This window comes from Pseudarthrobacter phenanthrenivorans, from assembly GCF_036455295.1.
Classification (GTDB): Bacteria; Actinomycetota; Actinomycetes; order Actinomycetales; family Micrococcaceae; genus Arthrobacter; species Arthrobacter phenanthrenivorans_C.
The window spans coordinates 1-25,359 of the sequence record NZ_JAYXNX010000006.1 but is presented as its reverse complement, the minus strand read 5'-3'; the positions used below and the strand labels follow the sequence as shown (position 1 = coordinate 25,359).

22 protein-coding genes and 1 pseudogene are annotated in these 25,359 nt (G+C 66.3%); 15 read left to right on the top strand and 8 right to left on the bottom strand.

Going from position 1 to position 25,359, the window contains the following annotated elements; all coding sequences use genetic code 11:
* The first annotated feature begins 73 nt into the window (after positions 1-73).
* Together VXJ37_RS09470 and VXJ37_RS09465 are read left to right on the top strand one after the other, a co-directional pair.
* On the top strand, positions 74-364 hold the full coding sequence (locus VXJ37_RS09470; RefSeq protein ID WP_331322786.1) for a hypothetical protein: 291 nt from the start codon (positions 74-76) through the stop codon (positions 362-364).
* Positions 364-1,077: an HAD family hydrolase gene (locus VXJ37_RS09465; RefSeq protein WP_331322785.1), complete on the top strand. Its 714-nt coding sequence runs from the start codon at positions 364-366 to the stop codon at positions 1,075-1,077. Before VXJ37_RS09470 ends, VXJ37_RS09465 begins: the two co-directional genes overlap by 1 nt.
* A gap of 13 nt (positions 1,078-1,090) precedes the next feature.
* Here VXJ37_RS09465 and VXJ37_RS09460 read toward each other — a convergent pair whose 3' ends face one another.
* Entirely contained in the window at positions 1,091-1,339 is a 249-nt protein-coding gene (locus tag VXJ37_RS09460) for a hypothetical protein (RefSeq protein WP_331322784.1), read from the bottom strand.
* Positions 1,340-1,536: 197 nt separating this feature from the next.
* On the opposite strand from VXJ37_RS09460, the gene VXJ37_RS09455 reads away from it, so the two are divergent.
* Positions 1,537-2,718: a zinc-dependent alcohol dehydrogenase gene (locus VXJ37_RS09455; RefSeq protein ID WP_331322783.1), complete on the top strand. Its 1,182-nt coding sequence runs from the start codon at positions 1,537-1,539 to the stop codon at positions 2,716-2,718.
* Between the two features lie 77 nt (positions 2,719-2,795).
* Here VXJ37_RS09455 and VXJ37_RS09450 read toward each other — a convergent pair whose 3' ends face one another.
* From VXJ37_RS09450 to VXJ37_RS09435, 4 genes are read right to left on the bottom strand one after another with little or no spacing between them, the layout of a single operon-like run.
* Positions 2,796-3,608, bottom strand: coding sequence for a bifunctional allantoicase/(S)-ureidoglycine aminohydrolase (locus VXJ37_RS09450; RefSeq protein ID WP_331322782.1), 813 nt, complete (start codon positions 3,606-3,608; stop codon positions 2,796-2,798).
* Between the two features lie 16 nt (positions 3,609-3,624).
* Complete coding sequence (locus tag VXJ37_RS09445; RefSeq protein ID WP_331322781.1) at positions 3,625-4,899, bottom strand: DUF6986 family protein; 1,275 nt, start codon at positions 4,897-4,899, stop codon at positions 3,625-3,627.
* Position 4,900: 1 nt separating this feature from the next.
* Positions 4,901-6,499 carry a malate synthase A gene (gene aceB / locus VXJ37_RS09440; RefSeq protein ID WP_331322780.1) on the bottom strand — a complete coding sequence of 533 codons (1,599 nt, stop codon included), beginning with the start codon at positions 6,497-6,499 and terminating at the stop codon, positions 4,901-4,903.
* Positions 6,500-6,533: 34 nt separating this feature from the next.
* Positions 6,534-7,979, bottom strand: coding sequence for an NAD-dependent malic enzyme (locus VXJ37_RS09435; RefSeq protein ID WP_331322779.1), 1,446 nt, complete (start codon positions 7,977-7,979; stop codon positions 6,534-6,536).
* A 221-nt stretch (positions 7,980-8,200) separates the two neighbouring features.
* On the opposite strand from VXJ37_RS09435, the gene VXJ37_RS09430 reads away from it, so the two are divergent.
* Positions 8,201-8,956, top strand: coding sequence for an IclR family transcriptional regulator (locus tag VXJ37_RS09430; RefSeq protein ID WP_331322778.1), 756 nt, complete (start codon positions 8,201-8,203; stop codon positions 8,954-8,956).
* A gap of 85 nt (positions 8,957-9,041) precedes the next feature.
* Here the strand turns inward: VXJ37_RS09430 and VXJ37_RS09425 are convergent, their stop codons facing one another.
* Together VXJ37_RS09425 and pucL are read right to left on the bottom strand one after the other, a co-directional pair.
* The gene (locus VXJ37_RS09425; RefSeq protein ID WP_331322777.1) at positions 9,042-10,574 is read right to left on the bottom strand and encodes a nucleobase:cation symporter-2 family protein; all 1,533 of its coding nucleotides are present in this window, start codon (positions 10,572-10,574) and stop codon (positions 9,042-9,044) included.
* 159 nt (positions 10,575-10,733) lie between these two features.
* On the bottom strand, positions 10,734-11,642 hold the full coding sequence (pucL, locus tag VXJ37_RS09420; protein WP_331322776.1) for a factor-independent urate hydroxylase: 909 nt from the start codon (positions 11,640-11,642) through the stop codon (positions 10,734-10,736).
* Between the two features lie 347 nt (positions 11,643-11,989).
* On the opposite strand from pucL, the gene VXJ37_RS09415 reads away from it, so the two are divergent.
* Both VXJ37_RS09415 and VXJ37_RS09410 read left to right on the top strand, forming a co-directional pair.
* Entirely contained in the window at positions 11,990-12,184 is a 195-nt protein-coding gene (locus tag VXJ37_RS09415) for a hypothetical protein (protein ID WP_331322775.1), read from the top strand.
* 190 nt (positions 12,185-12,374) lie between these two features.
* On the top strand, positions 12,375-13,379 hold the full coding sequence (locus VXJ37_RS09410) for a glycoside hydrolase family 16 protein (RefSeq protein ID WP_331322774.1): 1,005 nt from the start codon (positions 12,375-12,377) through the stop codon (positions 13,377-13,379).
* A 4-nt stretch (positions 13,380-13,383) separates the two neighbouring features.
* Here the strand turns inward: VXJ37_RS09410 and ligD are convergent, their stop codons facing one another.
* On the bottom strand, positions 13,384-14,628 hold the full coding sequence (gene ligD / locus VXJ37_RS09405) for a non-homologous end-joining DNA ligase (protein WP_331322773.1): 1,245 nt from the start codon (positions 14,626-14,628) through the stop codon (positions 13,384-13,386).
* Positions 14,629-14,974: 346 nt separating this feature from the next.
* On the opposite strand from ligD, the gene VXJ37_RS09400 reads away from it, so the two are divergent.
* The 9 genes and pseudogenes from VXJ37_RS09400 to VXJ37_RS09360 form a co-directional block, all read left to right on the top strand.
* Complete coding sequence (locus VXJ37_RS09400; RefSeq protein ID WP_331322772.1) at positions 14,975-15,469, top strand: nucleoside deaminase; 495 nt, start codon at positions 14,975-14,977, stop codon at positions 15,467-15,469.
* A gap of 14 nt (positions 15,470-15,483) precedes the next feature.
* Entirely contained in the window at positions 15,484-17,004 is a 1,521-nt protein-coding gene (locus tag VXJ37_RS09395) for an NCS2 family permease (RefSeq protein ID WP_331322771.1), read from the top strand.
* Between the two features lie 113 nt (positions 17,005-17,117).
* A complete protein-coding gene (locus VXJ37_RS09390; RefSeq protein ID WP_331322770.1) occupies positions 17,118-18,344 on the top strand; it encodes an XdhC family protein in 1,227 nt (408 codons plus the stop codon).
* The gene (locus VXJ37_RS09385) at positions 18,335-19,270 is read left to right on the top strand and encodes an FAD binding domain-containing protein (RefSeq protein ID WP_331322769.1); all 936 of its coding nucleotides are present in this window, start codon (positions 18,335-18,337) and stop codon (positions 19,268-19,270) included. The genes VXJ37_RS09390 and VXJ37_RS09385 overlap by 10 nt, the downstream gene beginning before the upstream one ends.
* A gap of 2 nt (positions 19,271-19,272) precedes the next feature.
* A complete protein-coding gene (locus VXJ37_RS09380; protein WP_331322768.1) occupies positions 19,273-22,104 on the top strand; it encodes a molybdopterin-dependent oxidoreductase in 2,832 nt (943 codons plus the stop codon).
* 87 nt (positions 22,105-22,191) lie between these two features.
* On the top strand, positions 22,192-23,172 hold the full coding sequence (locus tag VXJ37_RS09375) for an aldo/keto reductase (protein WP_331322767.1): 981 nt from the start codon (positions 22,192-22,194) through the stop codon (positions 23,170-23,172).
* 44 nt (positions 23,173-23,216) lie between these two features.
* Positions 23,217-23,957: a HEAT repeat domain-containing protein gene (locus VXJ37_RS09370; RefSeq protein WP_331322766.1), complete on the top strand. Its 741-nt coding sequence runs from the start codon at positions 23,217-23,219 to the stop codon at positions 23,955-23,957.
* Entirely contained in the window at positions 23,954-24,604 is a 651-nt protein-coding gene (locus VXJ37_RS09365; protein ID WP_331322765.1) for a uracil-DNA glycosylase, read from the top strand. Before VXJ37_RS09370 ends, VXJ37_RS09365 begins: the two co-directional genes overlap by 4 nt.
* A 50-nt stretch (positions 24,605-24,654) precedes the next feature.
* A pseudogene (locus VXJ37_RS09360) lies at positions 24,655-25,359 on the top strand (DUF222 domain-containing protein); the annotation flags it as partial.

Sequence of the window (25,359 nt, the reverse complement as noted above, 5' to 3'; positions counted from 1 at the left end):
GATAAGTATACTTACTAACACCTCATGGAGTGCTCCCAAGCACAATGCCGTGATTGATGGAGGAGTGATAGTTATGGCCGGATTTTTCGAGCTCGTGGATGCCCCTGACGGCGGTTACCGGATCAGGATGATGGACGGAAGCGGGAACCTGATGGCCATTTCGGTCACCTTCCCCACCAAGAGGGCTGCTGTGGCCGGCGTGGCGATGGCCCGCGAGATTGCCGGCACGGGCCTTATCCGGGACAAGAGCCTGGACGGCGCGGGCACGGTCATCCGTGAACGTGTGCGGCCGGTCAACTCCGCCAAGGAGGAGGCCGCCAGGCGCAAGAAGGCCCCTGACGTGCGACGGGCAGCGGTGGGCTGATGTCCGAGGCTACGACACCCCCTGGCGGTCCGCGCCGGGGGGTCCTCTTTGACGTTGACGGGACGCTGATCGACTCGTCCTACATCCACACCGTCGCCTGGTGGGGCGCGTTCCGCCAGTACGGGCATGACGTGCCCATGGCGGCCATCCATCAACTTGTCGGGATGGGCGGCGCCCGGCTTGTGGACAACCTGCTGCCGTCCGATCGTGACCGTGATGAAGACGAAGACATCATGGCCAGCCATGGTGCGCTGTATGCCTCGCGCTGGCCCTCGCTGCGCGCCCTTGACGGCGCCAAGGATCTGCTGGGCCAGTGCCACGCCGGCGGCCTTGCCGTCGCGCTTGCTTCCTCCGCAAGGGAAAGGGACCTGCAGGTCATGCGCTCTGTCCTTGAGGCGGACGCCTTCATCGCCGCCGCCACCAGCGCCAACGATGCGGAGGAAAGCAAGCCGGCGCCGGACATCCTCGAAGCTGCCCTCGAAGCCGTGGGAGTGGAGGCCGGGAATGCCGTCTACGTCGGTGACGCCGTCTGGGATATGAAGGCTGCCGCGGCGCTGGGCATCCCGGCTATCGGGGTTACCTGCGGCGGCATCCAGGCAGGGCAACTGCGTGAGGCGGGCGCCGTCGAGGTTTACGAAGGACCGCGCGATCTGCTGCAGAACCTGGCCTCAAGTGCCATTGGCCGGCTGCTGGCATTGCAGCCGAACTCCTGAGGCCCGCTTCCGCTCACAGCGGCTGGCCGCCCGGCGCTGAGTCCTCATTGCCGGCAATGGCGGGCTTGGTCCAGGACACCACCACCTTGACGGAACCGTCGTCGTTCCGTTCGACGTCGGTGGCTACCTCCGCCGCGGGCGCGCCCATTTCCTCCACCCGTGTCCGGTAGGTGCTGACCAGTTGGGCCAGGCTTTCCTCTGTCCACTCACCCGGGCGCATGCGCGTGGAGATCTCGACCGGTTCCGGCTGGTACAGCGACATGGCGTTCCTCTTTCGCGTGCTTTTCCTGATCGTCCTGGACTCTTCCTACGCTAGGAGCAGCCGGCGCGTGCCACAAGCTTTTGATCAGCATGCTTACTTTTTTCCCTTAAAACCGATAGCGTCGAAGAAAGGGTTCCCGCGGGTACCCTGCCCCGCTCCGGGAGAACCCCCGGCGCAAAGCAGACGAAAGGGAGACTGTGAAAGCACTGACGTGGCAAGGAAAACGGTCGGTAAGCGTGGAAGAAGTGCCCGATCCCGTCATCCAGGAACCGACGGACGCGATTGTCCGCATCACCTCCACCGCCATCTGCGGCTCCGACCTCCACCTTTACGAAGTCCTGGGCCCCTACATGCACAAAGGCGACGTCATCGGCCACGAGCCCATGGGCATCGTGGAGGAGGTGGGCAGCGGCGTCACCAATCTCCGCAAGGGCGACCGCGTGGTGGTCCCGTTCAACATCTCGTGCGGCTCCTGCTACATGTGCAAGCAGGGCCTGCAGTCCCAGTGTGAAACCACCCAGGTCAAGGAAAAGGGATCCGGCGCTGCCCTGTTCGGCTACTCGGAGCTGTACGGGTCCGTGCCCGGCGGCCAGGCTGAATTCCTCCGCGTTCCGCATGCCGACTACGGCCCCGTCAAGGTGGGCAGTGAACTCCCGGATGAGCGCTACCTGTTCCTCTCCGACATCCTTCCCACCGCCTGGCAGGCCGTGGAGTATGCGGACGTACCGGCCGGCGGCACTCTTGCCGTGTTCGGCCTGGGACCCGTTGGACAGTTCGCCGGCCGCATCGGCGTGCACCGCGGCTTCCGCGTGATCGGCATCGATCCCGTCCCCGAACGCCGGGAGATGGCTGCGCGGCACGGCGTGGAAACGCTGGACTACAGCAAGACCATTGGGGACGAGCTCCGGGAAATGACCGGCGGGCGCGGCCCGGACGCTGTGGTTGACGCCGTCGGCATGGAAGCACATGGCTCCCCGGTGGCAGGGTTCGCCCACCAGGCGCTGGGGCTGCTGCCGGACAAGCTCGCGCAGAAGGCCATGGAAACCGGCGGCGTGGACCGGCTGGCGGCCCTGCACGCCTCCATCGACGCGGTGCGCCGGGGCGGCACGCTGTCCCTGAGCGGCGTTTACGGTGGCACTGCCAGCCCCATGCCGATGCTCACCATGTTCGACAAGCAGTTGCAGGTACGTATGGGCCAGTGCAACGTGCGGCGCTGGACCGATGACATCCTTCCCCTCGTGGAGGACGACGCCGATCCGCTGGGTGTCATGGACCTGGTCACCCACCGTTCGGGCCTGGACGGTGCGCCAGCCCTGTACGAGAAGTTCCAAAAGAAGGAGGACGGCTGCATCAAGGTGGTCCTCAACCCCGGCGCCTAAGCCGCACCAGCAGCACAAAAAGCAGAGGCCGTTATGGATTCCATAACGGCCTCTGCCAGTCCCCGAAGGGGAGCGGGCTAGGTGAGCTTCACCTGGCGGTTCATGTCCTTGTACAGCAGGTAGCGGAACTCGCCGGGGCCGCCGGCGTAGCAGGCCTGCGGGCAGAAGGCGCGCAGCCACATGAAGTCGCCGGCCTCCACCTCCACCCAATCGTTGTTAAGCAGGTACATGGCCTTGCCCTCCAGGACGTACAGGCCGTGCTCCATCACGTGGGTCTCCGGGAACGGGATCACGCCGCCGGGCTGGAACGTCACGATGTTGACCTGCATGTCATGCGCCAGGTCATTGGAGTCCGTGAAGCGGGTGGTTTTCCAGACGTCGTTGGTGTCCGGCATGGACGTGGGCTCCACGTCCTTCTCGTTGGTGACGAAGGACTTTGCTTCATAACCCTCGAGGCGTTCATAGGCCTTGCGGATCCAATGGAAGGACACGACGTCGTCCGAGACGTTCTCCAGGCCCCACTGGGCACCGGCGGCCAGGTAGGCATAGCCGCCCTCCTCCAGCTGGTGGAGTTCGCCGTCGAGCATGAGGTTGACCTTGCCTCTGGTGACGAAGACGACGCCCTCCACCCCTGCCTCGAACTCGGCCTTCGGCACGCCGCCGCCGGGGCCGATCTCAACGATCAGCTGGGAGAACGTGGTGGCAAATCCCGAGATGGGACGGGCGATGATCCACGACCGGGTGTTGGAGAAGCCAGGCAGGTTGGAGGTGACGATGTCTGTCATCACGCCCTTGGGGATCACCGTGTACGCCTCGGTGACGATGGCCCGCTCGGTGGTGAGGTGCGTTTGCGGCGGCAGTCCGCCGGTGGGGGAGTAGTACTTGCCCATGGAAGGAATCCTTTGATTACGGGTTGGAAGTGATGGCCAGCCGCGGGTGCGCCAGTGCAGTGAGCTGCGGAATTCCGACGCCGGCAAGCGCCTGGACTTCCTCGGCACCCACAGCGCCGCACTGGACGCCGCGGAGCACGAACGCGGCCAGGGCGCGGGCGGTTGCCGGCTCGTCCATGACCCCGCCTTCGGTCCGTTCCACGTAGTTGCGCAGGCGGGCCGCGGCGGCCGGCAGGCCTTGGCGGTAGAACGCGTAGGTGGCGGTGAACCGGCTGGGCAGCTGGGCCGGGTGCAGGTCCCAGCCCTGGTAGTAGCCGCGTTCCAGCGAGCGGCGGACCAGTCGCCCGTGCAGCTGCCAGGCGTTCTCCACGTTGTCGCCCACGGGGATGATGTTGGTGGAGCCGTCGGAGAGCCGGATGCCGGTGCCGGCCACGGCCAGCTGCATGACTTCCTTGGCGAAGTCGGCCACCGGGTGCTCCATGGACTGGTACTCAGCGGAGATCTGCAGCGACGCGGAGTAGTCGTAGGTGCCGTAGTGCAGGCCGCTGATCCGACCGGGCACGGCATGCGGCAGCTGCGCCACCGGGGACGTACCGTCCGGACCGAGGATCAGCTGCGGCGTCTCCACCTGCACCTCGAAGCGGAGCCTGCCGGGGGGCAGTCCGTGGACTTCCTCCAGACGGGACACCGCGTAGTCCATGGCCTGCACCTGGGCCACGGTGGTCACCTTCGGCAGGGTCAGGACCAGGCCGTCCGGCAACTCCCCGGCGGTGGCGAGACCCGAGACGAACAGGTCCAGTGTCCGCAGCCCCCGCGCCCGGGTGGGAGCCTCGAAGCATTTGAAGCGGATGCCGATGAACGGGGGAGCGGACCCGGCAGCGACTGCCGTGGCCACCGCGGAAGCCGCGGCAACCGCGGCGGCATCCTCGGCGTCGTCGCCCCTGTCCCCGAATCCGTCCTCAAAGTCCAGGCGCAGGTCCTCGATGGGCTCGTCCGCCAGCTTTGCTGCCACCCGGCCGGCGACGGCCCCGGCGAGGGCCGCGTCCTGGCCCAGGAGCCGCCCCAGCTTTTCGAAGCCGCCGTGGGCTTCCGCCGTCGCCGTCGCCTGGGCGCCCCAGTCGGCAGCGAGCGACGGCGTGAAACGGTCTGCCGGCACGTACACAGTGTGCACGGGCTGGCGGGAGCCGTCGTCGCCCGGATAGTTCTGTTCCAGCAGCCGGTCCGTCGCGGCAAGCTGGCCGTCAATGTGCGCAAGGTCCCCGGCGGAAAGCGATGACTTGGGTCCGGCCATCTCAGTCCACCAGTTCGTAGGCCGGCGTGGTGAGGAAGTCCGTGTAGTCATCCGACAGGCAGATGTCGGCAATGAGCTCGCCGGCCGGCTGGTAGTAGCGGCGGAACGCCTCGTCACCGAATTCGGTGCGGAGCCGTTCCGTTTCCTCGCCGAGGATCCGCTCCACCAGTTCCCTGGTCACGGTGTTGCCGGTGTCGGCCAGGATGGACTTGTTGCGGATCTGCTGCCACACCTGGGAGCGGGAGATTTCGGCGGTGGCGGCATCCTCCATCAGGTTGTGGATGGCCACGGCGCCGTTCCCGGACAGCCATACCGCTGTGTAGGCGACGGCCACGTAGAGGTTCAGGCGCAGGCCGGCCTCAGTAACCTGGCCGTCGGCGGACTGGACGTCCAGCAGCTGTTCGGCAGTAACGGAAACCTCCGGACGCTGCTTGTCCACCTGGTTGGGCTTCTCGCCCAGGACCGAGTCGAAGACTTCGCGGCAGGTGGGGACCAGGTCCGGGTGGGCCACCCAGGAACCGTCGAAGCCGTCGTTCGCCTCGCGGGTCTTGTCCGCACGCACCTTTTCAAAGGCGGCTGCGGTGACTTCCGGGTGGCGGCGGTTGGGGATGACCGCAGCCATGCCGCCCATGGCGAAGGCGCCGCGCTTGTGGCAGGTCTTGACCAGGAGCTCAGTGTAGGCACGCATGAAGGGGGCGGTCATCACCACGGAGGCGCGGTCCGGCAGGACGAACTCCTCTCCCGCGTCGCGGAAGTACTTGATGATGCTGAACAGGTAGTCCCAGCGGCCGGCGTTCAGGCCTGAAGCATGGTCCCGCAGCTCATAAAGGATCTCGTCCATCTCGAAGGCGGCCGGGATGGTCTCGATCAGCACCGTGGCCCGGATGGTGCCCTGGTGCAGGCCGAGGTAGTCCTGCGCGAAGACGAAGACGTCGTTCCACAGCCGGGCCTCGAGGTGGCTTTCCATCTTGGGCAGGTAGTAGTACGGGCCCTGTCCGTTCAGCACCAGTTGCTTGGCGATGTGGAAGAAGTGCAGGCCGAAGTCCACCAGGGCGCCCACGGCGGGCTCGCCGTTGATGAGGAGGTGCTTTTCCTGCATGTGCCAGCCCCGCGGGCGGGCCACCACGACGGCGAGCGGAGCGTCGGTGCGCAGGCGGTACTCCTTGCCCTCATCGGAGGTGTAGCTGAGGGTGCCCTGGGCGGCGTCCCGCAGGTTCAGGATGGCGTCGATGACGTTGGCCCAGGTGGGTGTGCTGGCGTCCTCGAGGTCCGCCAGCCACACCTTGGCGCCGCTGTTGAGGGCGTTGATGGCCATCTTTGCCGGCGAGGCGGGCCCGGTCATCTCCACCCGGCGGTCCTGCAAAGCTGCGGGCGCCGGCGCGACTTTCCAGTCGCCGTCGCGCACGTCCTGGGTCTCCGGCAGGAAGTCCAGCTTGCCGGTCTCGGCAACCCGCTGCCGCTTGGTGGCGCGTGCCGCCAGGAGGTCATTGCGGGTGCCGGCGAACCGGGTGTGGAGTTCCTCCACGAAGGCCAGTGCCTTGGGTGTGAGGATCTCCTCCGCGCGGGGGATCGGCCGGGGATCTGTGACGGTGATGGCCATTTCTGGTCCTTTCCTTTGGCTGGAAGTCAGTCGGTCAGGCGGAGGCGAGTGCCGGCTCCGCGGCGGATTCGGCCGGTTCGGCAGCCGTTGCAACGTTTGAGGCGTGGGCTGCGGCCGCGACGGCGGCCGCGACGTCCGCGGTCACGTGCGGGTCGAAGATGCTGGGGATGATGTAGCTCGCATTGAGCTCATTATCATTCACCCGGTTTGCGATTGCCTCTGCCGCGGCCACCAGCATGTCTGGTGTGATGTCGCTGGCCCCGGCGTCCAGGAGTCCGCGGAAGAGTCCGGGGAAGGCCAGGACGTTGTTGATCTGGTTGGGGAAGTCGCTGCGCCCGGTGGCCACGACGGCGGCGTGTCGGGAGGCGATGGCCGGGTCCACTTCCGGGGTGGGGTTGGCCATGGCGAACACAATGGCGTCCTTGGCCATGGAGGCGACGTGCTCCTCGCCGAGGATGTTGGGGGCGGAGACGCCGATGAAGACGTCGGCGCCCACCAGGGCCTCGTGCAGGCTGCCGGAGAAGCCTTCCTGGTTGGTGTTCTCGGCGATCCAGGTGCGGTGCTGATCGTTGTACGCCTCGCCCTTGTGGATGGCACCGGAACGGCCAGCGGCCACGATGTGCCGGGCGCCCTGGGCCTTGAGCAGCTGGATGATGGCGGAGCCGGCAGCGCCGACGCCGGAGACCACGATCCTGACGTCCTCAATCTTTTTGTCCACCACGCGCAGCGCGTTGACCAGGGCGGCCAGGGTCACGATGGCCGTGCCGTGCTGGTCGTCGTGGAAGACCGGGATGTCCAGTTCCTCGCGCAGGCGCGCCTCGATCTCGAAGCAGCGGGGAGCGGCGATGTCCTCGAGGTTCACCCCGCCGAAAACGGGTGCCAGGAGCTTGACGGTGCGGATGATTTCCTCGGTGTCCTGGGTGTCCAGGCACACGGGCCAGGCGTCCACGTTGGCGAACTGCTTGAAGAGGGCGGCCTTGCCCTCCATGACAGGCAGGGCCGCGGCGGGACCGATGTTGCCCAGGCCCAGTACGGCGGAACCATCGGTGACCACGGCCACCGTGTTGCGCTTGACCGTCAGGTTGCGGGCTGCCGCGGGATCTTCGGCGATCGCCAGGCATACGCGGGCGACGCCGGGCGTGTAAGCGCGGGAGAGGTCGTCGCGGTTGCGCAGGGGAACCTTGGGGACGACTTCGAGCTTGCCGCCGAGGTGCATCAGGAAAGTGCGGTCCGAGACGTGCTGGACGGTCACGCCGTCGAGGGCGTTGAGGGCGTCCTTGACGCGTGCTGCGTGGGCATCGTCCGTCGTATTGCAGGTGACGTCGACTACCAGGGTCTCGTGGTGGGACTCGGTGACATCCAGTGCGGTAATGGCGGCACCGGCCGCTCCGACGGCAGCGGCAAGCTCGCTGGTGGCGCTGAAGCTTGACGGCGCTTCCACGCGCAGGGTGATCGAATTTCCGGGGCTGGGGTTCGCCATTGAATGTCCTCCTGTTTAGGCCTTGTCCGGCTTAAGCTCTGATCCGAATGTTTTCGTATTATGGATATTATTATCTACTTTATGGAAACACAACCCCTCCGAATACGACTGCCCCTCCGCGTCGCGGCGGGCAACGGTGTGCTGTATCTTGGGTGTTCTAAGCAATTCTTTTCACGATGCGGATAAGAGTTGTCGGATTCCGAGCCATAGGAGACAACGGAATGGCAGAAAAAGCCTCTGGTGGGGTGCAGTCGGTGGAGCGCGTCTTCGAACTGCTGGAGCTCATCACCGATGCCGGCGGGGACGTCACTCTCAGCGAGCTCTCCTCGTCCACCGACCTGCCGCTCCCCACGATCCACCGCCTGCTCCGCACCCTGGTATCACTGGGCTACATCCGCCAGCTCCCCAACCGGCGCTATGCGCTGGGCCCCCGCCTTATCCGGCTGGGGGAGGGCGCCAACAAGCAACTCGGCGCCCTGGCCCAGCCCCAGCTGAAGATCCTGGTGGACCGGCTGGGGGAGACCGCCAACATGGCCGTGCTGGATTCGGACATGGTCATTTATGTCTCGCAGGTGCCGTCGCTGCACTCCATGCGCATGTTTACGGAGGTTGGCCGCCGGGCCCACACCCATGCCACCGGCGTGGGCAAAGCCATCCTGGCCCAGCTGGACGACGACACTGTCCGCGGCATCGTGGCCCGCGCCGGGATGCCCACCCCCACGCCAAAGAGCATCGGCGACGTGGAGGAACTCCTGGCCGACCTCAAACTCATCCGTGAGCGTGGCTACTCCATTGACGAGGAGGAACAGGAGCTTGGCGTCCGCTGCTTCGCCATGGCAGTGCCCAATGCCCCCACGCCCGCTGCAATCTCGGTGTCCGGCCCCGTATCCCGGGTGGATGAAGACTTTGCCGACAAAGCCGTGCCCATCCTCAAGGAAGCCGCCGAGGCCATCTCCCGCGAGTTGAACCGCGCCTGACGCCACGCTGCATCGGCTGATCCAACACGCACTGCGGCGGCCCCGCCCTTTCGGGAGGGGCCGCCGCAGTTTGTTCCAGGCAGAATCAGTGTTCTGATGCCTTCTCTGATGACTGGATGGGGACTTCGTTGCCGTCACAGTCGATGAGCTTGCCGTTTTCAAACCGGTCGCCCTCGGCCAGGCAGTGGAGGTCCTCCTCCCTGACCACGCGGCCTGTTCCTGCCACGAAAACAGACTGGTTCTCGGAATTGCCGGCCTTGAGGTGGTTGAACAGCAGGTTCAGCAAAATGGCCATGAGGGCAGCAGAACTGATGCCGGAGTGGAAGATGGTGCTGAACCAGGAGGGGAACTGGTCATAGAAGGTGGGGGCCACGATCGGGATCATCCCGAAGCCCAGCGAGGCAGCCACGATGATCAGGTTCATGTTGTTGCGGTACTCCACCTTGGCCAGCGTTCGGATGCCGCTGGCAGCAACGGTTCCGAAGAGGACGATGCCGGCGCCGCCCAGGACGGCGGTGGGCACGGCGGCGACAACGCGGCCAAGGACCGGGAGCAGGCCCAGCAGGACCAGGATCACGCCGCCGGCGGCCACAACGTAGCGGCTCTTGATTTTAGTGACCGCCACCAGGCCAACATTCTGGGCGAACGCGGTTTGCGGGAAGGAGCCGAATACAGGCGCCACAAGGGTGGAAACCATGTCAGCCCGCAGCCCTGCCGCGATGCGCTTGGAGTCGACCTTGGTGCCCACAATTTCGCCCACGGCAAGGATGTCCGCCATGGTCTCGGTCATGATGACCAGGACCACGATCACCATGGAGATGATCGCTGCCAGCTCGAAGGTGGGTGCGCCCAGGTGGAAGGGGGTGGGGAATGCGGCAATAGGGCCGTCGGCGATCTTCGAGAAGTCCGCCATTCCCGTGACCACTGCCACGATGGTTCCGCCAACCATGGCGAGCAGGATGGAGAGCCGGGACAGGGTGGCGCTTCCCACCTTGCTGAGGACCAGGACCAGGACGAGGGTTACCGCTGCGAGGCCGATGTTGGCGGTGCTGCCGTAGGTAGGTGCCTTGCTGTTGCCTCCCATGGCCCAGTTTGCGGCAACGGGCAGCAATGTCAGCCCGATGGTGGTGATGACGGTTCCGGTGACCACCGGCGGGAAGAACCGGACGATCTTGGAGAAAACCGGGGCGATCAGCAGGCCGATGGCGGCAGAGGCAATAATGGCGCCAAAGACGGCGGGGAGGCCACCGCCGCTGGTGACAATCGAGAGCATGGTGGCGACGCTGGCGAAGGAAACGCCCTGGACCAGCGGCAGCTGTGAGCCGAAGAACGGGAGTCCCAGGGTCTGGATGAGCGTTGCCAACCCGCCCATGAAGAGGGCTGCCGTTACGAGGATGCCGATGTCGGCGGGGGCAAGGCCTGCTGCCTGCCCGATGATGAGCGGGACGGCGATCATTCCCCCGTACATCGTGAGGACATGCTGGAAGCCGTAGGCGAAGCTGCTGCCGATTGACAGCCGTTCGTCTTCCGGCCGTCCTGTGGTGGGGCGCTTGGTCCGTTTCTTGGTGTCCCCGGCTGTCGTGTTGGTGTCAAGGGACGGGTTGTTCCTGATGTTCATGGCAGACTTTCCTGGTTCATGGCAGACGTCATCGTCTGGCTAACTTTGTCTGGCTAACGTCGAAGTTTTGCGGTACTGCTGTCTTGCGGAACTGCGGGTGTCTTGCGGGCGGCCGGCCTGCCGAAGCCTCGATTCCGGCAGGCCGGGCGCCGGGTTGGCTTAGCAGAAGCCGGCGATGCCCGTCCACGCGTTTTCGGCGGTTACGGCATCTTCGCGAAGGACCGTGGCCTCGATCAGGCCGTAGGGGCGGTCCGCCGCGTAGAAGACCTCGTTGGGGTTGTCGAGGCCGAACGGCGAGAGGTCCACGAGGAAGTGGTGCTTGTTGGGCATGGAGAACTTGATCTCGTCGATCTCGGGGTGGGCTTCAAGGACCTTGGTACCCATGTCGAAAAGCGTCTGCTGCAGGGCGTGCGAGTAGTTTTCCGTGAACCCTTCGAGCAGCAGGCTCTTCACGTCTTCGTAGTTCTTGTTGAAATCGAAGGACGTGAAGTCGGTGCCGGCCTTGAACCGCCAGCGCGCTGAGACGTCGGTGGCAAGGATCCGGTCGGTGGTTTCGGCCAAGGTCGTGTACTTGTCCTTGGGGTAGCCAACGAAGCCGGACTGGGTGGACTTCAGGACGGTCAGGTCCTTCAGGCCGGAGATGAGGTGCTCGGCAGCGCCGTCGCGAACCAGCACTGCCGTGCGGACTTCCTGGCCGTTGCGGACGAACGAGTGGTCGTGTTCGCTGCCGTGGGCCTGGATGCGGTTCCAGCTGTAGGACTCTGCTTCCCAGCGGCCGCCATCCACCCAGCTAAAGCTTGAGGTGAAGTGCTCGCCGAGGCGAAGCAGGAAGGCTTCCGGGGAGCCGATGCCCTCACGGGCAAACGCGTAGACGGTGTTCTTCTGGGTGTCGGTGGGCACAACGTGGCTGTTGTCGCCCTCCAGGTGGGCGGCCTCGAAGTCGCCGCGCAGCTGCGAGGTGACGTTGAGGTCTTCGATCTGGTGGCGGTCCGTGTCGCGGGTGATCTTGACTACCCGGACCTCGGCCTTGCCGAACTGGTTGCTGCCGAGAATGATCTTGCTGCTCATGGTCTTTTCCCAACTTCCGGTAGGTGGAACCTAGGTTCCATCACTGAAATTAAGCGCGCGTTTCATGCGCGTTTCCGATGGAGCCGACCCAACAAAAAAGAGCCGGCATCCGTTGATGCCAGCTCATTACGACCCTGCCTGCTGCTCCCAGGTTACGTGACATACGCCACGAGTTGGATAACAGCGTACAGCCGAATGCCGGTGGTGTACATCACAGATTTAAAATCCGCTTTGTGACCGGCACGGTGAAAGATCGTTCGGTGGGAGTATTGACCCTTCCTCCCGGAGCCGCCTAGAATTTCACTAGGCAAAAATTGCTTTCCGCAATACGAAATAAGGAGGTTTCGATGTACCAGCAGGACACCCGTCCCGTTCAGGCAGCGCCGGCCGCAGGAGCCACCGCCCCGGAGTTCTACCTCCCACTTGGCGGTGGAATCGATCCGGACCTGTATGTGCCGGAGGAGCGCCAACATTCCACCGGCCGTTTCTCCCGCTGGATCCAGTCCCTTCCTGTCTTCGGGGGGCGCGCGGCCAGGCGATAGCCCCCTGTCCGCATCCCGGGGGTGCGAGTACATCCAAAGCATCCCGGGTGGCGGCAGCCGCAAAGGCGAGTAGTTGCTACTCACGACGCCACCCCAGGGTTCTCCTTACCCTTGCACGATAGGCCACAAGCCATGTCCTGGCGCTTAGTCCGGGCCGGCCGGCCTCCGCAAAGGGCAGGGAAGGAAAGCCATGCACCAAGCCAGAGACCGCTTGCTGCAGTTCCTCTGCTGTCTTTTGGTCCTCGCAGGCCTGTCAGCCAGCGCCGTCCGGAGCCAAGGTTCCGTTGATGACTCTCCTGCTGGGACCGGCAGCGGACAAAACGCTCCGGTGCCAAGTGCCGGCGCGGCGCCGTCCTCTCCGGGCTCCAGCGCGGCTGGGCCGGCGCCGGAAGTGACCGCCGGGAAGGACGGTTCGGGTGCCTCCGCTGCCCAGGATCATACGGGTGGAGCAGGCCAGTCCGACGGTCTGAAGGCCGGCGACTCGGGAAGCGACGCTTCCGTCAAGGATGCGCCGGTGGTGGCCAGCACGGAGTCGGGTCCGGCGGGACCTCCCGGCACGTGGAAGCTCGTTTTCGATGAGGAGTTCGACGTACTGAACACCGCCGTCTGGACCCCGTACTGGTTCAAGGACTGCGATTCAAACTCGATGAAGAACGGGGTCAAGACCTGCGCCAGCAACGTGAAGGTTGAAAACGGCAACGCCGTCCTTAAGCTGTCGGACGCCGAGTCCGGCGCGCTGCTGTCGACTAATCCGAAGGACGGCGTTCCGGGGCACGTCGGCTTCCAGTACACCACCGGCTATGTCGAGGCCCGGATCTTCTTCCCCGGAACCTGCTCCGGCGGCATCAATAACTGGCCTGCCTGGTGGACTGTGGGACAAAACTTCCCGGCCACCGGCGAGATCGACATTGCTGAACCGCTGGCGGGGGACATGTCGACCGTCTATCACTCGCCGGTAACCGCGATGGCAAAAGGCATCCTGGGGTGCTGGGCCGGTGGGTACCATACCTATGGCGTCCACCGAAAGGCGGGCGTAAATGATATCTATTTCGATGGCCGCCTCGTCTCGTCCTACCCCACCCAGGACAATAACGCGCCCCACTATCTGCTTCTCAACGTCGGGCTCTATCCGCAGAAGCGGATCTTTGGCGAGGCCAGTGCCGTCCGCGTGGACTGGGTGCGGGCGTGGGAGTAACGCGTCAGGAGCCGGGGCGCCCCGGCCATTGCCTGCCGGCCCAGGGGTCGTAGTCCGCTATGAGCTCCTCCTGCGGCGGCCGGCCCGCTTCGGGAATGTGCTGCAGGTTGACCCGCACGCGGTACCAGAGTGAGCTGGACCCGCGCATGCCGTCCACCAGGACATCTGCCGGACGGAGGGATGGTACGACGTCGGAGTGCCGCGACTTCCATTCATCCAGCGCCGCCAGCGCTTCCGGCTTCGTCCTGGTCCTGGCAACCTCGATCAGCGGCATCAGCGACTGCCGCCGGCCCGATCCGTTGCCGCTGCGCGGGGCCTTCTCCGCGGGCCCGAGCCTCTCGGCCAGGGCCAGGAGCCCGTCCAGCCTGCCGGCCGCACCGTCAATGCCGTCGTGGGGGTCGCCGATGTCCGCGTACCGCTGCAGCACCGTGGGCACCGTGAATTGGCCAGGCCGGGCAGTCCGCATCTCTTCCCACGTCAACGGTGTGGAAACCCGGGCGTCCGGGAGGGGCCTCACGGAATAAGCGGACGCGACCGTCCGGTCCTTGGCGTTCTGGTTGAAGTCCACGAAGACGCTCTCACCGCGTTCCTCCTTCCACCAGCGCGCCGTAGCCAGGCCGGGGGCCCGGTTTTCGACTTCCCGCGCCAGGGTTTCTGCCGCGAGCCGGACATCCCGGTAGGACCATTCCGGGGCGATGCGGACCAGGATGTGCAGGCCGCGCGAACCGCTGGTCTTGGGCCATCCCACCAGGCCCACGTCGTCCAGGACCTCCTGCGTTACGTACGCCGCGTCCACGATCTGCGGCCAGTCCACGCCGGGCATGGGGTCAAGGTCCACCCGCAGCTCGTCCGGGTGCTCAAGGTCCTCCGCCCGGACCGGATGCGGGTTCAGGTCCAGGCAGCCAAGGTTGATGACCCAGGCCAGGCCCGCGGCATCCCGGATCACGGCCTCCTCTGCCGAGGTCCCTGATGCGTAATGCAGCGTGGTGGTATCGATGAAGGGAGGGTGGTTTTCCGGCACGCGTTTTTGGAAGAACGGCTCGGCATCGATGCCTTTCGGGAAGCGCTTGAGAACCATGGGCCGACCGCCCGCGCCACGAAGCGCACCGTCGGCCACTGCCAAGTAGTACCGCACCAGATCGAGCTTGGTCAGCCCCGGCTCCGGGAACACCACTTTGTCCGGGCTGGAAATCCGGACTTCGATTCCATCAATGTCGAGAACCTCGGGCGGCGTCTTTGACGGGGTCATGCCGCCACGCTAGCAGCGGCCCGCGCGGCTGTCAGCCGTCCCGCACCTGCGTCCAGCCGTCCCGCACCTGCGTCGACGCCGCTGTGTGCGGCCGCCCGGCTTCGCAGGCCGTGAAGAACGCGAAACCTGGATTTCACATAGCGAAATTAAATTTCCAGAAAACTATGGCGCTGACCACAAAGCGGTGCTAATCTCGATTCTGCCAAAGGCGGGCACCCGAACACGGGAGGCTATCTACCAGGCGCAACTTAACCTTCACAGCACATGCTGAAGCCTGGTAACCGTTCGCACCTGGTCCTACTGGTATTGCGCGGCGTCAGGCTTCCCGGCAAAAGGAAGTCGCATCATGAGTACCACCGTCACGGCCGAACAGTTTTTGGCCCGCTCCATCCGGCTGGCAACAGCCAACGTCCTCAACAGCGGCGGCCCCTTCGGGGCCATGATCGTCACGGCGGACGGACAGACGTTCGACGGCGTCAACCGCGTCACGGCGGACAACGATCCCACCGCGCATGCCGAAGTCACGGCGATCCGCACCGCCTGCCGCGAACTGGGCACCTTCGACCTCAGCGGCGCCACCCTCTACACCAGCTGCGAGCCGTGCCCCATGTGCCTGGCTTCGGCGCTCTGGGCGCGGATCAGCCGCGTGGTGTACGCCGCCGACCGGCACGACGCCGCGTCCGTCGGCTTCGATGACGCCGTCTTCTACGAATACTTTGAAAACCAGGACAGGGATTCCCTGATGCCGGTATCCAAGCTGGTGCTGGGCGATCCCCAGTCCCCGGCCCCGCTGGAGCCGTTCAATACCTGGAACACGCTCGAATCCAGGATCGACTACTAGGCCCGGCGGCTTCGATGACCATCCTGGACCGTTCCCACGAGGAGCATGCGGCTCCACGTACGCCCGCCACCCGGCCGGCCCCCGGCGCGCCCAAGCTGCCGGCATCAAACTCCTTCCTTGACCGTTTCTTCCACATCACCCATCGCGGCTCCACCCTGGCGCGCGAATTCCGCGGTGGTTTGGTCACCTTCTTCACGATGGCGTACATCGTCATCCTGAATCCCCTCATCCTGGGCGGGTTCAGCGCTGACAACGCGCCCACCGACGTCGCCGGCGGCTGGCTGTCCGCTTCCCAGGTGGGTGCCGTCACCGGCCTCACCGCCGGCGTCATGACCATCCTCTTCGGCCTCATCGCCAACCTGCCCTTCGGGCTCGCCGCCGGGCTGGGCATCAACTCCTTCCTGGCAGTCTCCGTGATCCACGAAGTCACCTGGCCCGAGGCCATGGGGCTGGTGGTCATCAACGGCATCCTGATTGTCCTGTTCGGCGTCACCGGCGCCCGGAGCGCCATCTTCCGGGCCGTTCCCAAGGAACTCAAGGCCGCCATCACCGTGGGCATCGGCCTGTTCATCGCCTTCATCGGCTTCGTTGACTCGGGATTCGTGCGGCCCACCACCGGCGGACCGCCCGTGCAATTGGGCGACGGCGGCTCCATCACCTCCGTGCCCACGCTCGTCTTCGTCGTCGGCCTCCTTGCCATGGGCATCCTCGTGGCCCGAAAGGTCCAGGGCGGCCTGCTCATCGGCATCGTCGGCACCACCGTGCTGGCCGCCGTCGTCGAAGCCGTCATGAAACTGGGCCCGGCCAGCGCCACCAACCCAGGCGGCTGGCACCTGAACACGCCCGTCCTGTCCGGCCGGCTGGTTTCGGCGCCGGACCTGGGCCTGGTGGGCCACTTCGACCTGTTCGGCTCGTTCGGCAGGATCGGCGGGCTCGCGGCCACCATGCTGGTGTTCACTCTGGTGTTCACCAACTTCTTTGACGCCATGGGCACCATGACCGGCTTGGCCAAGAGCGCCGGCGTCGCCCACAAGGACGGCACCTTCCCGCGGCTGAAGTCGGCGTTCATCGTGGAAGGCTTCGGCGCCGTGGCGGGCGGGGCCACCTCCGGGTCCTCCAACACGGTGTACATCGACTCCGCCGCCGGGATAGGCGAAGGCGCCCGCACCGGCCTGGCGTCGGTGGTCACTGGAGTGCTGTTCCTCGGCTCGATGTTCCTCACCCCGCTCACCAGCGTGGTGCCGCTCGAGGTCGCCGCCGCCGCGCTAGTGGTGGTGGGCGCCATGATGATGGCGCAGATCCGCGAGATCAAGTTCACCAAGTTCACCGTGGCCCTGCCGGCTTTCCTCACCATCGTCACCATGCCGCTGAGCTACTCGATCGCCAACGGCATCGGCGTCGGCTTTGTGAGCTGGGCCGTGATCGGGGCGGCATCGGGCAAGGCGAAGAAGATCCATCCGCTCATGTGGGTGGTCAGCGCAGGATTCCTGGTGTACTTCGCCCGCGGACCCATCAACGCCCTGCTGGGCGGCTGACCGCTTATCCCAACCACCGGCAGGGGCCGGACCAACACCTGGTCCGGCCCCTGGCAGGACAGACTGGCAGGACAGACAATGGACACCACCGCTGCGGAAGAAGGAGCGCCGCCATGCTTGACCTGATCCCTTCGCTGGGCCCCTGGGTCCTCCGGCTAGAGGGCCGGCGGTTCGCCGTGGCCACCGTCGTGGGTGCATCCGGGTCGGTCCCCCGGCCGGTGGGGACCTCCATGCTGGTCACGCAGTCCGGCGATGTGCTGGGCAGCCTTTCCGGCGGTTGCGTGGAGGGGGCCGTTGTGGCGCTCGCGCAGGAGGCAATGGACGACGACGTTCCGCGCCATGGGGTCTTCGGCTTCAGTTCCGCCGATGCGTTCGCGGCGGGACTCACCTGCGGGGGAGAGCTCGCCATCCATATCCAGCCCGTCCCCGCCGAAGCCGCCCACCCCCTGCGGACGGCCCTGCTGCAACTCGCCGGACTTGGCCCGGACCAATCCGTGGCGTTGGTACGTGGGTTGGGCAGCCTGGGCGCTACCGCCGTCGTGGTTCCCCATCCGGAGGCGTTCCGTGTGGCGGCCGAGCCGACGTTGGCATCGCTGCTGGGTGGGGAACCCGCTGCCCAGGTGGAATTCCTGGTGCACCGTGGCGGCCCAGGGGTGGTGCGCGTTGCACGGGCGGGGGAGTGCCCCTCGGACCGCACCAACCAGGCCCACCGTTCCACCGGGTCCGCCGTCCTGGTGGAGTCCCGCCTTGCGCCGCCCCGCATGCTGGTTTTCGGTGCCAACGATTTCGGCGCGACACTGGTCCCGGCGGCCAAACTGCTGGGCTACCACGTGACCCTGGTGGACGCCCGCCCGGCGTTTGCGTCGCAGCCCCGGTTCGCCGCGGCGGACCAGGTGGTCACCGACTGGCCGCACCGCTACCTGGCAGCGGAAGCGGCCGGCGGACGCGTGGACAGCCGCACCGTTGCGGCCGTCCTGACCCATGATCCCAAGTTCGATGTCCCCCTGCTGGAAACCGCACTGACCCTGGACCTTGCCTATGTGGGGGCCATGGGGTCCCGCCGCAGCCACCTGCAAAGGGTCGGTGAACTCCTCAACGCAGGCGTCCCGGCGGAGCGGATTGCCCGGCTGCACTCACCGATCGGGCTGGACCTGGGAGCGGTGACCCCCGCCGAAGTGGCGGTGTCCGTCACCGCCGAACTGATCGCCGCCCGCAACCGCGCCGCCAGCTGCCTGCCGCTGCGCGACACCACCGGCACCATCCACCACAGCGCGCCGGCAACAGCGCCCACAGACCTCAAGACAACAGACTTCAGCACGCAGGAGATCGCATGGACATGAACACCATCGAGGCGGTGGTCCCCACCACCGACCCCGCAGACTGGCGCGACGGCGATGCCTGGCTTGCCGGCGGTACGGTCCTTTTCTCCTACGGCAGCTACGCCTTCGGGCCCCGGCCGCTCACACGCCTGCTGGACCTCGGTGACGCCGGGTGGACCCCCATCACCGTTAGCGACGACGGCATCGACCTCGCCGCCACCTGCACCATCGCGCAGCTGTACAGCCTTCCCGATTCAGCGCAGGTCTCCGGCCGCACCTGGCCGGCCCTGGACTTGGTCCGGGCATGCTGCGATTCCTTTGTGGCCTCGTTCAAGATATGGAACATGTCCACCGTGGGCGGGAACCTCTGCACGTCGTTGCCCGCCGGACCTGTCATCTCCCTCTGCGCCGGGCTGGACGGGGCGGCCACCATCCTCGCTCCCGGCGGCGGCAGCCGCACGGTACCGGTGGCCGACTTCATCACCGGGGACGCGGCAAACTGCCTGGCACCCGGCGAGCTGCTCCGCAGTGTCCAGCTCCCGGCGTCGTCCCTTTCCGCCCGCGTGGCGTTCCGCCGCCTGTCGCTGAGCAACCTGGGCCGTTCCGGGGCGCTGCTCATTGGACGGCTCGACGGCGGCACCTCCCTGGTGCTGACCGTCACCGCGGCCACGAAGAGGCCCGTGCAGCTGCGCTTTGACACAGTCCCCGACGCGGCCCGGCTGGCCGCCGCGCTGGATGACGCCATCCCGGCGGCGCTCTACCACGACGACGTCCACGGACTGCCCGCGTGGCGCCGAGACATGACCTACCGGCTTGCCGAGGAAATCCGCGCCGAGCTGGAATCGCCCGAAGGGACGCCCGGCCCGGCCGTGTCCGGGGACTTCTGGCCGCCACGGAACGGCAGGATGCCGGGATCCGGGGCCACGACACTTTCGAAAGGGGCCTGAGCATGGCCATCGAGATCAACGGCGCTCCGGCTGGAGCTGCTCCGCGCCCCGGGCAGTGCCTGCGCACGTTCCTGCGCGAGCAGGGCAACACCGGTGTCAAGAAGGGCTGCGATGGCGGCGACTGCGGCGCTTGCACTGTACACGTGGACGGTGTACCGGTGCACAGCTGCATCTACCCCGCGGTCCGTGCCGAGGGGCGCGCGGTCACCACCATCGAAGGGCTGGCTGCGGCTGCCAGGGGTGATGGGGACTTGCATCCCGTGCAGCAGCAGTTCATGGAGCGGCAGGGCTTCCAGTGCGGGTTCTGCACGGCGGGCATGGTGATGACGGCGGCCACGTTCGACGACGAACAAAGGGACAACCTGCCGCGGAACCTCAAGGGCAACCTCTGCCGCTGCACCGGGTACCGCGCCATCGCCGATGCGGTCTGCGGAGACGCCGGCCACCCTGCTCCGGCTGGGCAGGGTTCCGGCATTGCGGGGGAGGGGCAGCCGGATCCTGAGCCGGGCCGGCTGGGCGACGATGTTCCCGCCCCGGCCAGCCGGGCCGTGGTGACGGGCGCGGCCCGCTACACCCTGGACCTCCCGAATGACCAGCAGCAGGCGCTGCTGCATATGAAGATCTTGCGCTCGCCGCACGCCCACGCCCGGGTGGTGTCCATCGACAAGGGTGCGGCGCTGAACGTGCCGGGCGTGGTGGCGGTCTTCACCCATGAGGATGCGCCGGAGCAGCTGTTCTCCACGGCCCAGCATGAGCTCTTCACCGACGACCCGGACGATACCCGGGTGCTTGATGACGTGGTGCGGTTCCGTGGGCAGCGGGTGGCCGCCGTCGTGGCTGAATCTGTGGCTGCCGCCGAGGCGGGGGTCCGTGTGCTGACAGTCGAGTATGAGGAGCTTCCGGCGGTCTTCTCGCCACAGGAGGCCCTCCTGCGCGGCGCACCTCTGGTCCATGGGGACAAGGAAGCGTTCGCGTCCCGCATTGCCGCTCCGGACCGGAACGTGGTGGCGGAACTGCACTCTGAGCTGGGAAGCATAGCTGACGGCTTCGCGGCCGCTGACTTTATCCACGAACAGACGTACCAAACCCAGCGGGTGCAGCACGTTGCCCTGGAGACCCATTCCGCCGTCGCCTCTGTGGATGCCCAGGGACGCCTCCAGGTCCGTACCTCCAGCCAGGTGCCGTTCCTGGTCCGCCGCACGCTGTGCCGGGTCTTCGGGCTCGACGAGGACAGTGTGCACGTGGTGGCCGGGCGCGTGGGGGGTGGGTTCGGCGGCAAGCAGGAAGTCCTCACCGAGGACCTGGTGGCGCTCGCCGCCCTGAAACTGCAGCGGCCTGTCCAGCTGGAACTGACCCGCACCGAACAGTTCACGGCCACCACCACCCGGCACCCGTTCACCATCAAGCTCAAGGCCGGAGCCAGCACTGATGGGAGGCTTACCGCGCTGGAGTTGGACGTGGTCACCAACACCGGTGCCTACGGAAACCACGGTCCCGGGGTCATGTTCCACGGCTGCGGGGAGTCGCTGGCCGTCTATAACTGCGCGAACAAGAAAGTGGACGCGCGCTCGGTATATACGAACACCGTGCCTGCCGGCGCGTTCCGCGGGTATGGGCTCAGCCAGATGATCTTCGCCATCGAGTCCGCCATGGATGAGCTGGCGGCAGGGATCGGGATGGATCCGCTGGAGTTCCGGCGACGGAACATGGTCCGGGAGGGCGATCACATGCTGTCCACCCAGCCCGACCCGGAGGAGGACGTCCATTACGGCAGCTACGGGCTGGACCAGTGCCTGGACCTGGTGCGGGACGCCTTGGACCGAGGCAAGGCCAGGTACCGGGAGGCAGGCCTGGATGATCTTGGCCCGGACTGGATGGTGGGTGAGGGCGCTGCCCTGTCCATGATCGACACCGTGCCGCCGCGTGGGCACTTTGCCCACTCCCACGTCCGGCTCCTGCCGGACGGAACGTACCAGGCCGACGTCGGAACCGCCGAGTTCGGCAATGGCACCACCACGGTGCACGCCCAGCTGGCTGCCACGGCCCTGTCCACGAAAGCATCGAAGGTGGCGGTGCGCCAATCCGACACCGACCTGGTGGAGCACGATACCGGCGCGTTCGGGTCGGCCGGCACCGTGGTGGCCGGCAAGGCCACCCTTGCGGCAGCGGAAGAGCTGGCTGTCCGGATCCGCGCCTTTGCCGCGGGCATCCGGCAGACGCAGGCCTCCGCATGTGTCCTCGACGGCGACGCCGTGGTGATCGACGGGAAGTCCGTGGCGCTGGCTGAGCTGGCGCAGGCTGCCGCGGATGCCGGCGTCGAACTTTCCGCGGAAGGGCGCTGGGGCGGCACTCCACGCTCCGTGGCGTTCAACGTTCACGGCTTCCGGGTGGCGGTGAACCGCGGCACCGGAGAACTGAAGATCCTCCAAAGCGTCCAGGCGGCGGACGCCGGCGTGGTGGTCAACCCGCGCCAGTGCCGCGGACAGATCGAGGGCGGGATCGCCCAGGCCCTGGGCGCCACACTGTATGAGGAGGTGGTGGTGGACGACGCCGGGAAGGTCACCACGGACATCCTGCGCCAGTACCACATTCCTACTTTTGCGGACGTGCCGCGCAGCGAGGTGTACTTCGCGGACACCAATGACAAGCTGGGGCCGCTGGGTGCCAAGTCAATGAGTGAAAGCCCGTTCAACCCGGTGGCGCCGGCCCTGGCCAATGCCATCCGGAACGCGACGGGCGTGCGGTTTGCATCCCTGCCCATCGCGCGGGACCGTATTTACCTGGGGCTCAAGGAAGCGGGGCTGGTGCCCAAGCTGGAGCAGGTTACTTCCTAGGGCAACCGATGGTCATACTTCCGCTTGTGCGGGAACAACGCGGGGTCGGATCTGACCCCGGGTTGCATCGTTGCATATAGTCGGGGGATGGAACAGCGGATTTTAGGCAAGACCGGACGGAACGTCTCCATCGTGGGGCTCGGTACCTGGCAGCTCGGCGCGGACTGGGGCAACGTGGACCCGGCACAGGCGCAGGCCATCCTCGCAGCCTCGGTGGAAGCGGGAGTCACCTTCTTTGACACCGCCGATGTGTACGGCGACGGCAAGAGCGAGCAGGCAATCGGGAAGTTCCTCGCGGACCAGCCTGGACTCGGCGTCACGGTTGCCACCAAGATGGGCCGGCGCATGGAGCAGCGCCCCGAAAACTACAACCTGGCCAACTTCCGCCAGTGGGTGGACCGTTCCCGGAAGAACCTGGGCACTGACACCCTGGACCTGGTCCAGCTGCACTGCCCGCCCACGCCTGTGTACAGCAGCAATGAGGTGTACGACGCTTTGGACACCCTGGTGTCCGAAGGTGCCATCCGGAACTACGGTGTCAGCGTTGAGCGGACCGACGAAGCCCTGGAGGCCATCCGGCACGAGGGAACCGCCTCCGTGCAGATCATCCTGAACGCTTTCCGGCTCAAGCCGCTGGACGAGGTGCTTCCTGCCGCCAAGGCTGCAGGCGTCGGCATCATCGCCCGCGTGCCGCTGGCGTCCGGCCTGCTGTCCGGAAAGTACTCCAAGGACACCACATTCGCGGAGAACGACCACCGGAACTACAACCGGAAGGGCGAGGCGTTCGACGTCGGAGAGACCTTCTCCGGTGTGGACTACGAGCTGGGCCTTAAGGCAGTGAAGGAGTTCGAACAGCTGGTGCCTTCCGGTGCCACCACTGCCCAGGCCGCCATCGCCTGGATCGCTGCCCAGGACGGAGTTACCAGCGTGATTCCCGGCGCCCGTAACGTGGAGCAGGCCCGCGCCAACGCCGCCGCGGCTGCCGTCAGCATCGGCAAGGAGTTCGACGACGGCGTCCGCTGGATCTATGACCACTACTTCCGTGAAGCCATCCACCCGCGCTGGTAGGAGTTTTTCCGGTTCAGCATCTGTCCGGTGGCGAGGAGGTTCCGGTGAGCAAGCGGTCGGATTACAGGGCGGTGCTGGAATCGCTGCCGCAAGGGGAATGGACCTCCTACCTGGACGCTGAGTCCGGTCTTCCCGGTCCCCGCGGCAACCTCGAACTGGCTGCGGCCTTTGCCGACGTCGCGGAGCCGCGCCTGGTGCGGCTGTGCGCTGGGAGCTCCGACGAGTACCTGGCCATGTGTGGCGCCATTGGCTTGGGCCGCCTGCTTGCGGAGGGTGACTCTGACGCAGCCACAAAGCTCCGGGCGCTGGCCGAAGACGACCGCTGGCGGGTGCGGGAAGGGGTAGCCATGGCCCTGCAGCGGCTGGGGGACGCCGACATGCCTGCGCTGTGGGCCCTGGCGGAACAATGGGTGGACGGCGACCCGCTGGTGCAGCGCGCCATTGCGGCCGGGATCTGTGAACCGCGGCTGCTGCAGGCTCCGGAGGATGCGGCCAAGGCGGTTGAGATCCTCGACAGGATTACCGGCTCGGTGAAAGGAGCGGATCCTGCATCCCGGAGGTCGGAGCAGTTCCGCGTGGTGCGCCAGGGGCTTGGATACTGCTGGAGCGTTGCCGTTGCCGCCGCGCCCGCCAGCGGCTTCGGGCACCTCGCGAAGTGGGCACGCAGCCAGGACAAGGACGTTCGCTGGATCGTGCGCGAGAACCTTCGAAAGGCGCGCCTTCACAAAGCCGATCCCTCTGCAGCAGAGCGTTTGGCTGCCGTCCTCGAGAAGTCCGGCGAATGACGGATTCAGGCATCACAGGGTTCGTTGAGCGTCTCGCGACCGTTGAGCTGGGACCTGCGTGCACCAACTTCTTCAATTATGAAGTTCCGGCAAACGCGCTGCGCAGGCACAACCTTGAGCTCTACCTGCAGGAGATGCTGGAGCGGCGGCCCAAGGTGCTGCTGGTGGGGGAGGCACCGGGCTTCAGGGGCATGCGGATCACCGGGGTGCCCTTCACCAACAGGGTCATCCTCGGCGGACCCGCCAATAGCTTTGGGCTCTTCGGCCCCGGCAAGGGCTACGTGCTGCCGCCCGACGCTGCAGGGGTGGCCGCCGAGCCCACCGCCACCGTGCTCTGGCAAGTCCTGGAAGAAGTGGAGTTCCTGCCGCTGCTGTGGAGTGCTTTTCCCTGGCACACCCACAAGCCGGGGCAGCCGATGTCCAACCGCACGCCCAGGCCGTCCGAAACCAAGCTTGGCACGGCTTTCTGGCAGGAACTGGCGGAGCTGTTCGGAGTCACCTCCATCGTGGCGGTGGGCAACGTGGCCCAGCACAGCCTGCAGCGCAGTGGTCTGTCCGCGCCAAAAATCCGGCACCCGGCCCATGGAGGGCGGTCCGGCTTCAAACAGGGGCTTGAGCAGTTGTTGGAAAGTGGGATGCAGGCCTGAGCTGACGTCTTGACGGCCAGAATGTCAGACCCCCTTGTCATGATGGGTTTATGGGGAAAGCGGCGGTGGTTAGGGCGTTAGTGGATATGCGCGCCGCCCTTGCCGTGCTCCTTTCAGAGGTGGACGGTTCTGGTCCAGAGCCGTTTTCGGTGGCGGATCCGTTGGCTGGTTTGGCGGATGGCTGCCTGGACATTCTTGCCGGTGCCCGTGAGGTGGAAGCAGGGATCGCAGCTGTGAAGGCCAAAGCGGCTGTGGCGTACGCGGAGAGCGCCCATGCTGTTGCCGGACCGGATGTGACGGTGCAGGCGCAGGAGATGGCGGTCGCGGCGGAGATCGGGTGTGTGCTGGCTTTGGGGCCGCGGGCGGCGTCATCGTTCCTTGCCACTGCTCATGCCGTTGTTACCTCGTTGCCGCGGACCCTTGCGGGGCTGCAGGCAGGGACGTTGTCGTGGCAGCACGCGGTGGTGATGGCGGACGAGGCAGCAAGCCTGGATGCTGCGGGGGCGGCGGCGTTGGAGGCGCATTTCCTGGACCCGGACGCCCCCAACCCGGCCCGGGGGTGCCCGGTGGGGCAGCTGCCGGCGCACCGGTTCAGGGCCAAGGCCCGCACGTGGCGGGAACGTCACCACTCGGAAAGCCTTGAGAAGCGCCATGCCAAGGGGGTGGCGGACCGGTGGGTGGAGTTCCGGCCGGACCAGGACGGGATGGCGTGGCTGTCGGCGTATTTGCCGGCGGATCGGGCGTTGGCCGGGTGG

Excerpts from the sequence above, each read along its gene's own strand:
- ligD (WP_331322773.1), bottom strand. The coding sequence starts at position 14,628 with ATGACCCCGTCAAAGACGCCGCCCGAGGTTCTCGACATTGATGGAATC.
- VXJ37_RS09390 (WP_331322770.1), top strand. The coding sequence starts at position 17,118 with ATGCTTGACCTGATCCCTTCGCTGGGCCCCTGGGTCCTCCGGCTAGAG.
- VXJ37_RS09450 (WP_331322782.1), bottom strand. The coding sequence starts at position 3,608 with ATGGGCAAGTACTACTCCCCCACCGGCGGACTGCCGCCGCAAACGCAC.
- VXJ37_RS09385 (WP_331322769.1), top strand. The coding sequence starts at position 18,335 with ATGGACATGAACACCATCGAGGCGGTGGTCCCCACCACCGACCCCGCA.
- VXJ37_RS09400 (WP_331322772.1), top strand. The coding sequence starts at position 14,975 with ATGAGTACCACCGTCACGGCCGAACAGTTTTTGGCCCGCTCCATCCGG.
- VXJ37_RS09465 (WP_331322785.1), top strand. The coding sequence starts at position 364 with ATGTCCGAGGCTACGACACCCCCTGGCGGTCCGCGCCGGGGGGTCCTC.
- aceB (WP_331322780.1), bottom strand. The coding sequence starts at position 6,499 with ATGGCCATCACCGTCACAGATCCCCGGCCGATCCCCCGCGCGGAGGAG.
- VXJ37_RS09460 (WP_331322784.1), bottom strand. The coding sequence starts at position 1,339 with ATGTCGCTGTACCAGCCGGAACCGGTCGAGATCTCCACGCGCATGCGC.
- VXJ37_RS09445 (WP_331322781.1), bottom strand. The coding sequence starts at position 4,899 with ATGGCCGGACCCAAGTCATCGCTTTCCGCCGGGGACCTTGCGCACATT.
- VXJ37_RS09430 (WP_331322778.1), top strand. The coding sequence starts at position 8,201 with ATGGCAGAAAAAGCCTCTGGTGGGGTGCAGTCGGTGGAGCGCGTCTTC.
- pucL (WP_331322776.1), bottom strand. The coding sequence starts at position 11,642 with ATGAGCAGCAAGATCATTCTCGGCAGCAACCAGTTCGGCAAGGCCGAG.
- VXJ37_RS09435 (WP_331322779.1), bottom strand. The coding sequence starts at position 7,979 with ATGGCGAACCCCAGCCCCGGAAATTCGATCACCCTGCGCGTGGAAGCG.
- VXJ37_RS09375 (WP_331322767.1), top strand. The coding sequence starts at position 22,192 with ATGGAACAGCGGATTTTAGGCAAGACCGGACGGAACGTCTCCATCGTG.
- VXJ37_RS09365 (WP_331322765.1), top strand. The coding sequence starts at position 23,954 with ATGACGGATTCAGGCATCACAGGGTTCGTTGAGCGTCTCGCGACCGTT.
- VXJ37_RS09470 (WP_331322786.1), top strand. The coding sequence starts at position 74 with ATGGCCGGATTTTTCGAGCTCGTGGATGCCCCTGACGGCGGTTACCGG.
- VXJ37_RS09415 (WP_331322775.1), top strand. The coding sequence starts at position 11,990 with ATGTACCAGCAGGACACCCGTCCCGTTCAGGCAGCGCCGGCCGCAGGA.
- VXJ37_RS09425 (WP_331322777.1), bottom strand. The coding sequence starts at position 10,574 with ATGAACATCAGGAACAACCCGTCCCTTGACACCAACACGACAGCCGGG.
- VXJ37_RS09410 (WP_331322774.1), top strand. The coding sequence starts at position 12,375 with ATGCACCAAGCCAGAGACCGCTTGCTGCAGTTCCTCTGCTGTCTTTTG.
- VXJ37_RS09380 (WP_331322768.1), top strand. The coding sequence starts at position 19,273 with ATGGCCATCGAGATCAACGGCGCTCCGGCTGGAGCTGCTCCGCGCCCC.
- VXJ37_RS09395 (WP_331322771.1), top strand. The coding sequence starts at position 15,484 with ATGACCATCCTGGACCGTTCCCACGAGGAGCATGCGGCTCCACGTACG.